At 67.8% G+C, this 14527-nt stretch carries 15 protein-coding genes; 10 read left to right on the forward strand and 5 right to left on the reverse strand.

The window, feature by feature from the left end:
• The first annotated feature begins 123 nt into the window (after positions 1 to 123).
• From ACSC1S_RS01885 to ACSC1S_RS01905, 5 genes are all read left to right on the forward strand, one after another.
• Positions 124 to 2262 (forward strand): plastocyanin/azurin family copper-binding protein, encoded by a 2139-nt coding sequence (locus ACSC1S_RS01885; protein WP_435362918.1) that lies wholly within the window; start codon positions 124 to 126, stop codon positions 2260 to 2262.
• 107 nt (positions 2263 to 2369) lie between these two features.
• Entirely contained in the window at positions 2370 to 2810 is a 441-nt protein-coding gene (locus ACSC1S_RS01890) for a PaaI family thioesterase (RefSeq protein WP_435362919.1), read from the forward strand.
• 60 nt (positions 2811 to 2870) lie between these two features.
• Positions 2871 to 4025 carry a hypothetical protein gene (locus tag ACSC1S_RS01895; protein ID WP_435362920.1) on the forward strand — a complete coding sequence of 385 codons (1155 nt, stop codon included), beginning with the start codon at positions 2871 to 2873 and terminating at the stop codon, positions 4023 to 4025.
• Positions 4026 to 4076: 51 nt separating this feature from the next.
• Positions 4077 to 4421 carry a DUF6199 family natural product biosynthesis protein gene (locus ACSC1S_RS01900; RefSeq protein WP_435317119.1) on the forward strand — a complete coding sequence of 115 codons (345 nt, stop codon included), beginning with the start codon at positions 4077 to 4079 and terminating at the stop codon, positions 4419 to 4421.
• 152 nt (positions 4422 to 4573) lie between these two features.
• The gene (locus ACSC1S_RS01905; RefSeq protein WP_435362921.1) at positions 4574 to 5704 is read left to right on the forward strand and encodes a mechanosensitive ion channel family protein; all 1131 of its coding nucleotides are present in this window, start codon (positions 4574 to 4576) and stop codon (positions 5702 to 5704) included.
• A 15-nt stretch (positions 5705 to 5719) separates the two neighbouring features.
• On the opposite strand, the gene kynU is transcribed toward ACSC1S_RS01905, so the two are convergent.
• Both kynU and ACSC1S_RS01915 read right to left on the reverse strand, forming a co-directional pair.
• The gene (kynU, locus tag ACSC1S_RS01910) at positions 5720 to 7018 is read right to left on the reverse strand and encodes a kynureninase (RefSeq protein WP_435362922.1); all 1299 of its coding nucleotides are present in this window, start codon (positions 7016 to 7018) and stop codon (positions 5720 to 5722) included.
• 77 nt (positions 7019 to 7095) lie between these two features.
• Positions 7096 to 7341 carry a glutathione S-transferase N-terminal domain-containing protein gene (locus ACSC1S_RS01915; RefSeq protein WP_435317122.1) on the reverse strand — a complete coding sequence of 82 codons (246 nt, stop codon included), beginning with the start codon at positions 7339 to 7341 and terminating at the stop codon, positions 7096 to 7098.
• 112 nt (positions 7342 to 7453) lie between these two features.
• Between ACSC1S_RS01915 and ACSC1S_RS01920 the strand changes: the two genes are divergently transcribed.
• Entirely contained in the window at positions 7454 to 8008 is a 555-nt protein-coding gene (locus tag ACSC1S_RS01920; protein ID WP_435362923.1) for a metal-dependent hydrolase, read from the forward strand.
• Positions 8009 to 8023: 15 nt separating this feature from the next.
• Here ACSC1S_RS01920 and ACSC1S_RS01925 read toward each other — a convergent pair whose 3' ends face one another.
• Positions 8024 to 9724, reverse strand: coding sequence for a hypothetical protein (locus ACSC1S_RS01925; RefSeq protein WP_435362924.1), 1701 nt, complete (start codon positions 9722 to 9724; stop codon positions 8024 to 8026).
• Between the two features lie 137 nt (positions 9725 to 9861).
• A complete protein-coding gene (locus ACSC1S_RS01930) occupies positions 9862 to 11046 on the reverse strand; it encodes a hypothetical protein (protein ID WP_435362925.1) in 1185 nt (394 codons plus the stop codon).
• Positions 11047 to 11177: 131 nt separating this feature from the next.
• On the opposite strand from ACSC1S_RS01930, the gene ACSC1S_RS01935 reads away from it, so the two are divergent.
• Genes ACSC1S_RS01935 through ACSC1S_RS01945 form a run of 3 tightly spaced genes read left to right on the forward strand, consistent with a single transcriptional unit; the run spans position 11178 to position 13548 of the window.
• Complete coding sequence (locus ACSC1S_RS01935; RefSeq protein WP_435362926.1) at positions 11178 to 12212, forward strand: hypothetical protein; 1035 nt, start codon at positions 11178 to 11180, stop codon at positions 12210 to 12212.
• 36 nt (positions 12213 to 12248) lie between these two features.
• Positions 12249 to 12731, forward strand: coding sequence for a transporter (locus ACSC1S_RS01940; RefSeq protein WP_435362927.1), 483 nt, complete (start codon positions 12249 to 12251; stop codon positions 12729 to 12731).
• A gap of 49 nt (positions 12732 to 12780) precedes the next feature.
• Complete coding sequence (locus ACSC1S_RS01945; protein WP_435362928.1) at positions 12781 to 13548, forward strand: class I SAM-dependent methyltransferase; 768 nt, start codon at positions 12781 to 12783, stop codon at positions 13546 to 13548.
• 16 nt (positions 13549 to 13564) lie between these two features.
• Here ACSC1S_RS01945 and ACSC1S_RS01950 read toward each other — a convergent pair whose 3' ends face one another.
• Complete coding sequence (locus ACSC1S_RS01950) at positions 13565 to 13762, reverse strand: heavy-metal-associated domain-containing protein (protein ID WP_435317129.1); 198 nt, start codon at positions 13760 to 13762, stop codon at positions 13565 to 13567.
• A 130-nt stretch (positions 13763 to 13892) separates the two neighbouring features.
• Between ACSC1S_RS01950 and ACSC1S_RS01955 the strand changes: the two genes are divergently transcribed.
• Positions 13893 to 14483: an AsnC family transcriptional regulator gene (locus ACSC1S_RS01955; RefSeq protein ID WP_435362929.1), complete on the forward strand. Its 591-nt coding sequence runs from the start codon at positions 13893 to 13895 to the stop codon at positions 14481 to 14483.
• Positions 14484 to 14527 lie beyond the last annotated feature (44 nt).

Genomic DNA, 14527 nt, shown 5'->3' on the forward strand with positions numbered 1-14527 from the left:
ACACCACCGAGACGTGCTCTCATCTAGCTTTCTCAACTAACCTCGGCGTTACTCGGTTAGTTCCGGGTTGGGTGAAACTGATTACTAACCCAAAGAAAGCCGGTTACGAGGAGTAACTAAACGATGGACAGACGACGTTTCATCCACGCGAGCGGTGCCGCCGCCCTGGCTGCACTCGCTGGCTGTTCCGGACAGCAATCGACTGGCACAGTGACCGAGACGGCGACGGACGCCGCCACGGACACAGCAACGAAGACGCAATCCGACAGGAGCGCCGGCTCGAACAACCCGCCGGGTGCTGACGTACTCGGTGGTCCGGACGACCGACAGTCCAGCGCCGAGGTCAGTGCGGCCGTCCTCGACGGCGACCAGGGCGCGGGCCAGTTCGTGTTCACGCCCTCGGTCGTTTTCATCGAAGCGGGTGCGACCGTCACCTGGCAGATAGAGGGGATGCCCCACTCGGTCACGGCCTACCACGAGGGGAACGGGACGGTCCACCGCGTCCCCGACGGAGCCCCCGCGTTCGACTCCGGCACGATATCCGCCGGGGAGACCTTCGAGCACACGTTCGAGACCGAAGGCGTCCACAACTACTTCTGTAAACCGCACAAGGGCCTCGGGATGGTCGGCATCGTCGTGGTCGGGAGCCCGCAGGACGGTCCCGGGACGACCCAGCCCGCGGACCTCTCTGGTGCGGAGGCGGCCCACCTCACGACCCAGCTCCAGAACGCCGGCATCATGGGTGCTGGCGGCGAGAACACCGGCCCCACCTACGACTGGATCGCCGCGACGTGGGACTCGTACTGGTACTCGCTCTACAACATGAGTACCAACATCGCGATGTCGGGCAACGGCGTCCAGTTCCCGCACAACGAGGAACAGCAGGCAGCTGCCGACGAGCGCATCCCGGCGATGCTGAAGCACGCGGACACGGACAAACCGCCCATCAAGAACCCCAACCTGAACATGGCACCGTTCACGACGGGCGTTCCGCATTTCACCCAGCAGCCGGTGTTCGACTCGGGCGACGGTCGCCCGGACGCTGCGACGCTCAAATGGGACATGTCGAAGTCCTCCAAGACGGTCTCGCCCGCGTCGCTGGGCTGGACCCACCTCAAGGGCGTCACCTGGGCGAAGAACTTCCAGAACCACTTCGACAGCCTGCCTCCAGAGATCGCGGCGAAGTTCCGCGCACAGGTCCTCACCACGCTGGCGCAGATCGGCGTCAAGGCGACGCTCATCGCGGGCGGTCCGCACGGGAACGGTGCGCTCACCCAGCCGGATGGGAGCTTCCCGCTCATCTCCGGGTTCGACCCGACGCAGCCGGCCGTGGTCGCCCCCGAGCCGAAGCCGACCCAGCACGCCGCGATGCTGTGGTTCCTCTCCGACCTCACCAGCCTCGCGCAGGGCGACTGGTTCGGCTACGTCAATCCCGAACCGCTGATTCCCGCCGAGAAGATACAGATGCTCACCGACGGCGTCGGGACGGCCACGATGGACGCCTTCTCGCCCGACGACATCGTCTCCATGGGGTCGACCCGCGACCTCGGCCTCATGCTCGGCGCGATGGGCTGGTACGGCACCCACGCCGGGAGCGCGGAGCTCGAGGCCAGGGCCGCCACCTACGCCGAGAACCTCGCCGCGAAGGTGGAGGCGAACGTCGACGGCAACGGCAAGGTCTCCGGTGGCGCGGCGAACCAGGCCGCGACGCAGGGTATCGTCGGCCAGGGCCTGCTGTGGGCCTCCGAGATAGACGGTGTGGACTTCACCAGCACCGGCGAGGCGACGCTCGGCTACATGGCCGACGAACTGTTCGACGCCGAAGCAGGCACCTACATGTCCGCCAAGGGCGACTCGGCCTACCGCATCACGGCCCGTGACGCCGGGGACATCACCGGTGGCGTGAACGCGGCCGACGCGGTCCTCGGCATGTCGAAGGTCCGCGAGCAGTACGCGAGCTTCTACGACCAGACGTTCAACCGCGGCCGGCTCCAGCGCGCCGAGCGCCCGCCGTCGCGCGACGAGAACGCCGAGCACACGCTTCCGCTCCCGCCGAAGGCCGGCGGCGAGTTCGGGCAGGCAGCCGTCTACAACGCCGCGGTCGAGTACGACACCCAGTCGGACTCGTGGTCGGTCGTCGACGACACCTTCGACTGCGAGCAGTCGCTGTACCTCTCGAACCAGGATATCTGGATCAGCCAGTGGGGCGGCACGTTCTTCCAGGGCCGCGGTGTGCCCGGGCAGAGCGACACGTCCGAATAGCGGCCCGTCACACGCATCCTGTCGTCCCGTTCTCGTCCTGAATCCACCACTGGCGCGTTTGTCCCCGTTGGCGAAACGGTTTCACGGAGGCTCTCGTTCCCCTGTCCATGACTGTCGCAGACATCTTCGACGCGATGCCCTACGCCGACCTCCTCGGCATCGAGGTCACCGAGGCCGAGGACGGCTTCGCCCGCGGGTCGCTCGAACTCGGCGAGGAGCACTCGTCGGTCCCGGGCCGGACCGTCGCCCACGGCGGCGTCGTCCACTCCTTCGCAGACCACGTCGGTGGTGCGGCCATCATCTCGCTGGTCCACAAGCCGACGCCGACAATCGACATCCGCATCGACCACCTCTCGCCGGCGACAGAGGACCTCGTCGCCGAGGCCGAGGTCGTCCGCAACGGCGGGGACGTCGCGACCGTCGACGTGACCATCGAGAACGAGTCCGGACGGACGGTCGCCACGGCCCGCGGTGTGTACAAGACCGGGGGCGGCGACGGCAGTTCGGCCTGGATGGGCGAGCGAGACGAGTTCCCGACCGGGGAGTGACCCACGGGTGCGGACTGTCACGGACAGCAGCATTTTATCAGACCGTCAAGAAGACGTGGTATGAATCGACGGGACGTGCTCGGTGTGTTGGGCGCGATGGGTCTCTCTGGCTGTCTTCGGCTTGAAGCAGGTGGTGGTGGTGGAACGGACACGGGTTCACCGGGTGCAGCACCGACTTCGAGCGGGACACGGTCGGAGAACACTGCGACGACGACCGACGCTGAGACCACGCCGGAGCCGACCGACGAACCTGCTGACCTCCCCGTCGGAATGGCTGCCGATGGCGTCACTCCACTCCTGGCGGACGCACACCGAAGCAGCCTCGCGAGGACCTCCTACCACCTCGAGACGGCACTCGAGAAGGTCGGGAAGGAGACGGCACATTCGATGACTGTCGACAACGACGGCGACAGGGCGTTGCTCACACGAGACGGAAGGGTCGAGAAACTCTGGAACGAGGGGCGGGCGACCTGGCGTGGCGACACCGGCGGTGGGTGGACCTACGGGGTCGTCCAACCATCGTGGGGGTCGAACTGGTCCAGCGGGATGCCATTAGACTGGCTGGTCCAGCACTGGAACCTGCGGACGCTCATCGCTGGTGGCGACTTCGATGCGCCGGAGCGAACCGTCAGAGGCGACACGACCGTCTTCGAGACGAGTGCGGATTCGCTGGCCGACGAGTCGGCCGTCATGGACCTGTACGGGTGGGCCGGTCCGAACCGTATCGCGGACTTCTCGGCGGAGCTCGTCGCGGATTCCGACGGCATCGTCCGTGATTTTACGGCGGACACACGCCTCGTGACCGACGACGAGCTCCTCGACCTGCACCACACGGTCACGGTCTCCGCCGTCGGGACGACCAGCGTCGCCGACCCCCCGTGGCTCGGACAGGCCAGGGAGAACGCGCCAGCCATCTCCCAGCGGGTCGAGGGTGACTATCTCGTGCTGGAACACACGGGCGGCAACCCGGTCGTCTCGGGGAGTCAATTCAGCATGTCTGGCCCGGACTACGACGCCTACGTCGACGTGCCGGGAGAACTCACGGCAGGCGAGTCGCTCTGGGTGTGGCGCGAGGGCAGCGACGTCTTGCTGTCCGTCGGCCAGCCTGCTGACGCGGCCCCGGATGCACTCCTGGACGAGACCACGTTCCACCTCATGTTCCACTCCGCGGACTACGCTGCGAGCACCGTCGAAGCGATCCGGAGCACGCAGTAGCGGCCTGCCGTTTGGTCGGGGTTTTTCCCCCTGGGCGACGTATCAGCGAGTATGCTCGGTTCCCCGAAGATTCGAAAGGCAGTGTCGGCCGCGACGGCGGTGTACGGTCTGGTCAGTCTCCTGTTCCCCCGGAAGGCCGCGAAACTCACCCAGCGCGTCGTACTCGCGCCGACGTTCGAGAACACCGCAGAGCTCGAACCCCGCGACTGGTACGTCGAGTCGGCCCGCGCGTCCGGCCTCGGCATGCTCGTCGGTGGCCTGTTCGGCTACATCCTGGCCGACCGCGCCGGCGACAAGGCGGCGGCCGCGAAGGACGAACCGGTCGAACTCGACGTGGACGAGGTCGCGGAAGAAGAGGCCGAAGACGAACCCGAGACCATCGACATCGACGACTGAGCCGGTCGAACCGGTCGACCGACCCACCGATTTTCGCGTTCCGTTCGACGCACCCACGACCAGTCCAGGCGAGACTGTACTCTGTCGAGCGATGCACAGCCCCAGGACCACTGCCCTCTGTTGCTAAACAGAATCGAGGCGTAGTAGTGGGTATGGGGGCGTCACTACTGGTTCTCCTACCAGCCGCTACGCCGGTTACGGACGTGTTGCCGGTGCTGATGGCCGCGGTGCTGGTCGGTGCGGGGATATGGTACCTGGGTGACCGGCTGGACGCACGGTTCGGCCCGGAGAACGCCGAGGTCATCCAGGCGCTGCTGTTGCTGGCCGTGGCGACGCTCACGACCGTCTTCGTGGCGGTCAACTGGGACGGGACGGGAGAGGTGGTCACCGCGGTCAGTCTGCTCGAATTCGGCGTCGACACGGTCGTTCGGGTGCTGATAACGGTCATCCTGCTGGTCGCGGCGTACACCCTCACACGCGTCCTGAAACTCCTGCTGCTCCGGAACCGTGGGGGGAGAACACAGTTCACGTCGGTCCACCAGCGGCTGGCTGTCTTCTACTCCGCGCAGGTGGTCGTCTTCGTCGGCTTCGCGCTCACGACGGTCGTGTTCTGGGGCGTGAACCTGAGCGAACTCCTCGTGGGTGCGGGGGTCCTCGGTATCATCCTGGGGTTCGCGGCCCAGGAGACCATCGGGTCGATGGTCGCCGGGTTCATCCTCATCCTCTCCCGTCCCTTCGACGTGGGCGACTGGGTGCAGATCGGTGAGCACGAGGGGTTCGTCAGCGACATCACCATCAACAACGTGCGCCTCCGCAACCTCGATGGCGAACACGTCGTCCTCCCGAACCGGACGGTACAGAACCAGACCATCGTCAACCGGAGTCGCGAGGAGAAACTGCGGGTCCGTCTCGAGGTCGGTGTCGACTACAGCGTCCAGCCGGGACACGCGGAGGCCGTCGCGCTGGCCGCGCTCGAGTCACTCGAGGAGATAATGTCCCAGCCGTCCCCCGAGGTGGTCGCGGTCCGGTTCGACGACTCGGCGGTCATCCTCCGGCTCTGGTTCTGGATCGAGGACCCGATTCCACAGCGCCGGTGGCAGGCGCGCCGGGTCGCCATCCACGCGGTGAAGGAGGCGTTCGGCCGGGAGGGAGTCAAGATTCCATTCCCGCAGCGGGAACTGTCGGGCCGGGCGGAGACGGGTGGTTTCCACGTTACCGACGGCGAGCGGGGCTCCGAGCACGAGTGGGACGAGTCGCCTCGGTCGGCATCGGGGCGGCCGTAGCGGCCCGAACAGACCCTATGTCACGCCGCCGGACTGCGGTTCGTACTGGTCGAACCGCTCGTTCTCTGCGATGTCCCGCAGGTCCTCGACCACGGTCCAGACCGCCTCGAACCCGACGTAGTACGGCGATGGCGCGACCCGAACCACGTTCGGCGGCCGGTAGTCGACGACCACGCCCCGGTCCTTGAGCGCCTGGCTGATGCGGTACGCCTCGTCGTGTTCGAGGGCGACGTGGCCGCCGCGTCTGTCCGAATCGCGGGGCGTCCCGACCGCGTATCCGAGGTCGGCCAGTCGCTCGTCTGCAAGTCGAATAAGGTAGTCCGTCAACAGAATCGACTTCTCTCGCAGGGCCTCGATGCCGGCATCGTGGGTCACGTCCAGTGCGCCGTCTAGCGGCGCGGCCGCGAGCACGGGTATCGTCCCGATCTGCCACGCCCCAGCGTCTCCGGCCGGGGTGAACTCGTGGTTCATCTCGAACTGGGTCGCCTTGTCGTGGCCCCACCACCCCGCGAGGGCCGGTTCCGCGTCGAAGTGGCGCTCGTTCACGTACAGGCCCGCGATGGCTCCTGGGCCGGCGTTGAGGTACTTGTAGGTACACCAGACGGCGAAGTCAACGTCTTTCTCGGCGAACTCGTGCGGGACCACTCCGACCGAGTGCGCCGCGTCGAACCCCGCGAATGCGCCGTGTTCGTGGGCCAACTCGGTGATTCGCCCCACATCGAGCAGTTGCCCGGACCGGTAGAGCACCGTGGGCATGAACACGATGTCCACGTCGTGGGTTTCGAGGGCGTCCTCGACCGCCGCCGCGGTTATCGTTCTCCCATCGTCGCTCTCGACGCACAGGAGGTGCTCGTCGGGGTCGAGCCCGCGCTGGCGCAACTGCGCGGCGATGGCGTAGTGGTCGGTCGGGAAGTCGAGGTCGTTGACGAGGACGGTCTCGCCGTCGTATCGGTCCAGCATCGTGCCGACGAGCGTGTGGATGTTGACCGTGGTCGAGTTGCCGACGACCACTTCCGATTCCTGGGCCCCGACGAGGGGCGCGAGCCGGTCGCCGAGGCGCTCGCCGTAGTGGAACCAGTCCGGGTCGGCGTCGGTCCAGCCGCGGATGGCGAGGTCCTTCCACTCGGCGACCACCCGGTCGATGGCGGCTTCGGCGTCCGCCGAGCAGAGGCCGAGGGAGTTCCCGTCCATGTAGCGCTCGTCGTCGGGGACGTGGAACCGCTCGCGAAACGCGGCCAGCGGGTCCGCGTCGTCCAGGTCGCCGGCGAACGCGCGCGTCGGCGAGAAGTCGTCACCGACGGTCGGTGTAGGCATAGCTGTCAGGTACGGGCGACAGGTGGTACTGTTTTCGGTCGCGGAATCACGAGAACCCGTGAGGGCCCGCTGCTGCCCTACGCCTCCGCGTAGGTCGTCTCGATGTACTCCAGGATGTTCGCGGACTCGTTCATCGTCACGCCGGTCTCGTCGTCCACGAGTACGGGGACGGCGCGCTGGCCCGAGACGCGCTTGACCTCGTCGCGCTGGGAGTGCAGCGCCTCGACCCAGATGCTCTCGTACGCCATCTCGAGTTCGTCGAGGCGGTCGGCGACCTTCTCGCACCACGGACAGCCGTCGAGCTGGTACAGTGTCAGCGACATGGTCGCGTGTTGGCACGCCAGGAGAAAAACCCTGCCGGGCCGGACGGGGTGCAGGAACCGGAACACTGCAGGGGGACAGGGTTTTCTCGTCGGCAGTCCTAGCCGCTCGCACATGATGGCGACTACCCACGCGTTCGTGGGACTCTTCCTGGCCGTGGCTGTCAACGCCGTCGCGCCCGAGTTCGGGCTTGTGGCGGCCATCGCGGGCCTCGCGGGCGGAACCTTCCCCGACCTCGACCTCGCGGCGGTCCACCGCAAGACCCTGCACTTCCCGGTCTGGTACTCGGTTGCGACCGTCCCGGCCACCGCCGCGGCGCTGGTCTCGCCGAGTCCGATGACCGTCGGCATCGCGGTGTTCCTCGCCGCGGCGGCCATCCACTCGGCCAGCGACGCCCTCGGCGGCGGGCTCGAACTCCGTCCCTGGGAGGCCACCTCCAGTCGTGCGGTTTACATCCACCCGCTCAAGCGCTGGGTCGAGCCGCGGCGCTACATCCGGTACGACGGTGCCCCGGAGGACTTCGCGGTCGGCGCGGTGTTCGCGGTGCCCGGCCTGCTCGTCTTCGACGGACTGGTCCGCCAGCTCGTCGTCGGTGGACTGCTCGTCTCGTTCGGCTACACCGTCATCCGAAAACAGCTGCCCAAGATAACGCCCGAACGCTTCCGGTAGCCCCGCTTCTCCCGACTAATCGACCGTGTAGGAGTCGTATCGCTGTACTGCGTAGCGGTAGGAGACGACCGGCGCGAGCGCGCTGGCGACGACCACTGCGTAGCCGACCGGCTGGACCGTCCCGGGTGCGAGCGAGAGTTCCCACGGGGTCACGAACGCGACGATCAGCCCCAGCAGCCCGACGACCACCTCCCTGACGAGCGGGACGAACGCGGCGGCGGCCCCGAACGCGACGGCCCCGAGCGCCAGCGAGAACACCAGCATCGCGGTCTTGCTCGGGACCACAGCCTTGCGGTTCCCGGCGACTTTGACGCTCCCGAACCGGGGGAACGAGACGCCGATACCCGCCGCGAGGGTCGGCGCGAGGACCGTCGCGAGCGCGCCAGCCGCAGTCGCGGCGACAGCCAGCGTCGGTGAGAGCGGACTGACGACCGCGCTCACCCCGACGACCACGAGCGCGACGGGAAGGCCAGGAATCACCCCGGCCAGTACGTGCCCGGCGACGAACTGGCGGCCGGTGAGCGGCGAACTCAGCGTGGCTGGCAGCACCGGGCTGTCGTCGCCCAGTGGGTTGAGCGTGAACGCCATCGCGGTCCCCCAGGCGACGTACAGCCCCAGCAGGAAGGGTATGTGCTCGGGGACCCGTCCGGTCTCGACGATGGCCGCGAACTGCTGGAGGAACGCGAACAGCGGGTAGCCGAGGTAGAGGAGCTTGATGGGGGCCCGTTTCGTGCGGATCCACGCGACGCGGACCACCTGCCGCGTCGGCCGGTCGAGCGGGCGCAGGAGCGGAGCCGTGAGGACGGACAGGCGACCGGTTCCCTGGAGCGCGTTCGTCCCCGCCGCGGCGGCCTCGTCGTCTTCTTCCACCTCGCGAGCCGGGTCGGAGAACCAGTGGAAGGAGGCGACGGTCACCGTCGCCACCTGCAGCACGGGCAGCAGGGCGAGGGTCGCGAGCACCGCGAGACCAGCCCGGACGACCGAGGGTGACACTGCTGGCGCACCCAGCAACAGCAGGTCGCCGTACCACGACAGCGGCGACGCCTGGACCGGTTCGAACAGCAGCGAGACCGCCTCACCGAACGACCCCGTGAATATCAGCGCGAAGTACGCGACGAAGGCGGCCGCGACCAGTGCGGTCCGGTTCCGGGCCAGCGGCGGGTACCGGGTGACGAGGTGGTGGCCGACCAGTCCGAGCAGGTAGCCCAGCCAGATCGCGGGCAAGGCGACCCCGAGGACGACCACGGGGAGGGCCAGCAGCACGCCGGGTGCCCGTGCGCCGTAGCTGAAGCCGGTGACGAGCACCGCGATGGGCAAGAGCAGCCAGGAGAGGTACAGCACGAGTTCGCTACACACCACGCCGGGCACCACGTTCCGGACCGGGCTGGCGAGCAGCAGGCCGGCGGGTTCGTCGACGGTCGCCCGCTTGCCGACCGTCCTGATGGCACTCATCACGACGAGGAAGACGAACCCGAGGCCGACACCACCGCGGACGAGCCCGACCACGCCGCCCGGAACCGGAATCTCCGGGAGGTCGCCGGCCCGGAGCGTCTCGCCGGCCGTGACGAGGGCGTAGGCCGCAGCGCCGGCGAACACGGTGAGCATGGCCACGGTGAGCGCCACCGCCGCGAGCTGTATCCGGTTGTCGCCGAGGCTTCTCGCGGTCCGTTTGACCTCGACCGTGGCGATGCGGCGGACGTGGCCGAGTCGTGGCATCACGGCGAACCACCTTTCGGGGCGGGCCGTGGCTGGAGAGGGCGCTGGTGCAGGCGGTCACGGGCCTGCGGCGAGTGAGGGCGGCGAATCACGGGTCGACGATTCGAGGGGGTCCGGTAAAAACGTACAGTCTCCCATCACACGACGTGGGCCGCGACCACGAGCACGAGCCAGGTCACCAGCCCCACGACCAGCGGGGGTTCGAGCTCGAAGTCGTCGAGCCGGCGGGCCCCCGCCGCGACGAGGCCGATGGCAACCGCCAGCCCGACCCGGTGCATCACGACCTCTATCGGGAGCACCGAGACGCCGATGAACCCGTAGTCGACGACGACGGCCATGCCGAAGCCGAGCGAGCCGAACAGGAACCCGTCGGTCGGCTCCAGCCGACTCCCGGCCGCGAACGCGGCCAGCGGCGTTCCGATGACGAGCACCGGGTAGAACGCGGCGACCACGATATCTGGGTCGACCGTGAGGAGGTTCTCGGCCGTGACGCCACCGAGGCGAACCGCGAGCACGACGGCCGGAATCGAGAGGAACAGGACGACCCGCCAGACGGTGTGGCGGGTCCACAGCCGGTCGAACGCCCGTTCGAGCGTCGGGACGAAGGCGGTCGCGCCGACCAGCGGGAGCAGCGCGAAGTAGACGAGCGTCGTCCAGCCGTCGTGGTCGTAGGTGTCGCCGTTGTCGTAGTACACCCGCTGGACGTCGTCGGGACCGGCGGCGGTCATGAAGTCCTGTTCGATGTTGATGCGTGCCTCTTCGAGGCTGTCGACGGTGTGGGTGAGGGTGAACCAGTCCCAGTGTTCGGCGTGGGCCTGGACGACGGTCCAGTTCCCCTCGGCCTGGTGCAGGTCGTACACCCGGACGTGGTACTGCCCCCCGAAGTAGTCGCCGTGGTGGAGCTGGCTCGTCTGGGCGGTCCACACCGACTGGGTACCGGTCTCGTAGTAGACGTACCGCTTCGCGCCGTAGGCGTCGGACCAGCTCACGCCCGTCCCGTTGTCGACCTGTCGCTCGGACCGGTTCTCCTCCGTGAACGCCGGCTCGCTCGTGTTCCAGATGGTCTCACCCGACCGCAGCCGCCGGGTCACCTCCGAGGCGTCCGCCCGCACGACCAGATTGATGGAGCTCGCGCGCCGGTCGAACGACCGTTTCGGGCCTACGTACGGCCAGATGGTGGTCTCGCTCTCCCCGAGGGTGACCAGCTTGCGGTCGGTGGGTTCCGGGTCGGGCGTACTGACCGACGGTGCGGTGAGTGTGGTCCCGACTAGGAGGACCGCGATGGCCACGGCGAACAGGATGAGCCGGTTCTTGGTCCACATCGTCTGCGTGTCCAGTTACTAGCCTCTACGTCGAGAGATGATAATTGTACGCATCCAACACGGGAGACGTGGCCACGGTCCACCGCCCGAGTCAGTGAAATTTATAGGCGTCGGCGGTGAGAGCGTGTACGATGGACGAGGGTCAGGACAGCGACGAAGCGGTCGTGACGGTCGAGATTCCAGCAGCACTCGCCGACCGTATCGACCGACTGTACGCGGACTGTCGCGGCTACGAGCCCTCGTCACTACAGGAGAGTCTGAGCGTGCTCTGTGACCTCGCCTCGGGGAGACTGGACCCACACCCCCCGGAGACGGCGGAGCAGGACGCTCGCGGCCCCGCCGCGGAGGTCGTCACCGACCCGACAGAGACCGAGAGTGGTGAGCGAGACGTGGACGTCGTGAACGGCCCCTCGCCGCGCAGTCCGACAGCAGAGACACGAGGCGACAGGGTGGGCGGCGAAACCGGTGGCGGCCCCAACGGTGGGGGTGACGTAGCCAGCGGTGGCGCGACCGGAGACCGGCAGGAGCCACATCCCGGCGGTGCCGACGGGAGGACCGACGCCGGGACCGTCACCACGGGCGTTGCATCCGAGTTCGACGGCCCGCACGGAACCGGCGAGCGCGACGAGCGCATCGACGAGGCGTTCCCGGCTCGCTGGAGCGCGGCCGCCCCCGTCCGGCGACAGGTCCGTGCGGTCGTGGACCACTTCGTCCGCGACCCGGCCGAGAGTTCGGGGTACGAAGAGCGCGAGGCCGCCGCGCTGGCGGCCGCGGCGGCGCAGGAGGACCGTACTCCCGAAACGCTCCACGACGACCTGGTCGCCGCGCTGTACGGCAACGCTGGCCTCCCCGACGACCTCGCAGCCGAGTTCTTCAGCGAGGCGCTGGTCAGCGTCATCGAGACGGACACGCCGGAGGCGGGCTTCGGCGGCGTCGCCGACAGGTCGATGCGTGACCGCCCGAGCGAGGACGCCTTCGCCGTCGGTACCCTCGAGACGGAGGACGCGTTCGACGTGGACACCCTGCTCGGCGACGTCTCACAGCCGATGGCCGACTGCGAGCGCTGTGGCGAGACCCACCCGGTGAACGACCTGGAGACCGTCCTGGGCTCGAAGACCGCGACCATCGAGTTGCTCTGTGCCGACTGCGCGAGTTCGGCCGAATAGTCAACGTTTTTCGCCCCCCGGTCACATCCCGCGGATATGGTTGCACTTCTCGACCTCGTGATGCGGATGTTGCACAGCGTCACCGCCGCCGTCTGGGCCGGCAGTGTGCTGTTTCTCACCCTCGGACTGCTCCCCTCGGCACTCGACGGGTCGCTGAACGCCAGCCCGATGGAGTCCATCGTCGGCCGGTTCCGCTGGGTCACGCGTGGCTCCGCGGTCGTCCTGTTCGTCACCGGCGGCCACCTCGCGGGCACCCTCTACACCGTCGGCGACGGCGGCGGCATCTCCCTGTTCGGGAGCCCGCGGGGCCACCTCGTCCTGACGATGCTCGGGCTCTGGCTGGTGCTGACCGGTCTCTGCGAGGTCGGCGCGAGCAAGCTCGCCGACGGGTTCTCCGAGAAGAAGGTCCGGTCACCGGCCGCCGCCGCGAAACCGTTCCTCTACGGTGCGAGTCTCGTCGCGGTCGCGCTGCTGGTCGTCGCGGTCCTCATCGTCTACGGCGCTGGCACGGTCTACTGACATCTGTTCGAGAGCAGTGCTTTTCTGCCGACACTGCGAAACCCACCCGATGACCCACTGGACCGAGGAGATGTTCGTCGACCACCCCGAGGTGTTCGCGGTGACGATGCACCGGCGCATCGACGCCGCCGCCGAGCAGGTCGAGCAGTTGCTCGCCCTCGTCGGCGAGCACGGCATCGAACCCGAGACCGCCCTCGACGTGGCCTGCGGTATCGGCCGGCACGCGGTCGAACTCGCCAGCGCGGACGTATCGGTCCGGGGTGTCGATATCTCGCCACAGTACGTCGAGATCGCCCGGGAGCGCGCCGAGGATGCAGACGTGGCCGACCGGGCCACCTTCGAAGTGGGGGATATGCGCGACCTCGGCGCGGTCGACGGCGAGTACGACCTCGTCACCAACATGTGGACCGCGTTCGGCTACTTCGACGAGGACACCAACGAGGCGGTCGCGGCGGGCCTGCACGAGACGGTCGCCGACGACGGTGCCCTGGTGATGGAACTCGTCAACAAGGAGGCGACGATGGCGAACTACCGGAACTCCTTCGCGGGTCGGGACGACGAGCTCCTCCACGTCGAGGAGACGGAGTACACGCCGGCGACCGGGCGGATGGAGACGACGCTGACGCTGTTCGAGGAGCGAGGCGCAGGGTACGACCACGTCGGCGAGGTGTCGTGGGACCTGCGCCTGTACGCCCCGTCGGAGCTTCGCCGCCTGCTCGAACGGGCTGGCTTCTCCGAGGTGTCCCTGTATGGCGGCCTCGACGGGAGCGATCTGGAGCGCGAGAGCCACCGGCTGGTCGTGGTCGCGGAACCCTGACGAAAAGCGGGGTGTCTCAGGCCGACGCGTCGTAGCCGGCGTCCTCGACGGCTGCCACGAGGTCGTCGACCTGTGCGTCACCGGTCACCGTAACCGAGTTCGACTCGTTGTCCGCGGTCGCATCCTCGACGCCTGCTACGTCGAGCAGCGCGTCCTCGACGGTCTGTTCGCAGTGGCCACAGCTCATGCCTTCCACCGTCAGTTTCTGGCTCATGGACGAGGGTAGGGGAGGGGCGACTATTCCACTTTTCGTTCGTGGGTCAGCACTATCTCACCGAATCGACTTTCGAATCCAAAGCAAAATCTGCCGAACACTCTTGACTCTGTGCCTCGTCTTGCGAGCCATGCGCGACCTCGACGATACCGACATGGAGATCCTGCAAGCGCTCGCGGCCGACGCCCGGCGGTCGTTCGCCGACATCGGCGAGCAGGTCGGGCTCTCCGGCCCCGCGGTCTCGGACAGGGTGAAGCGACTGCAAGAGGTCGGAATCGTCCGCGGGTTCACCGTGGACGTGGACCGCTCGCAGCTACGCGAGGGAACGCCCGTGCTGGTCCACCTCGACCTCGATGCAGGGATGGCAGATGCGGTCAAGGCGGACCTGCGCCAGGCGGAGGCGGTCGAACACCTGTTCACCACCGCCGACGGTGACCTGACGTTCCACGCCCGGGTTCCGGATACGGCGGTCCACCGGTGGCTCGCGTCCGTGACGGACACCACGCTCATCCAGGACGTCTCGGTGGAACTGCTGTCGAACGTGGACTGGTCGCCGAGCGTCGGTGGCACCGAGTTCGCCCTCGAATGCGCCGAGTGCGGCAACACCGTCACGAGTGAGGGCGTCTCGGCGCGGGTCGGCGAGTCGGTGTACAACTTCTGCTGTACGTCCTGTGAGGGTCGGTTTCGCGACCGGTTCGAACGACTGGAGGAGGCTGCCTGAGACGCCCACAACCCGAGCGTGAAACGAATCGTGTAGATTCGAAT

It is taken from the genome of Haloarchaeobius pelagicus, assembly GCF_051207375.1.
Classification (GTDB): domain Archaea; phylum Halobacteriota; class Halobacteria; order Halobacteriales; family Natrialbaceae; genus Haloarchaeobius.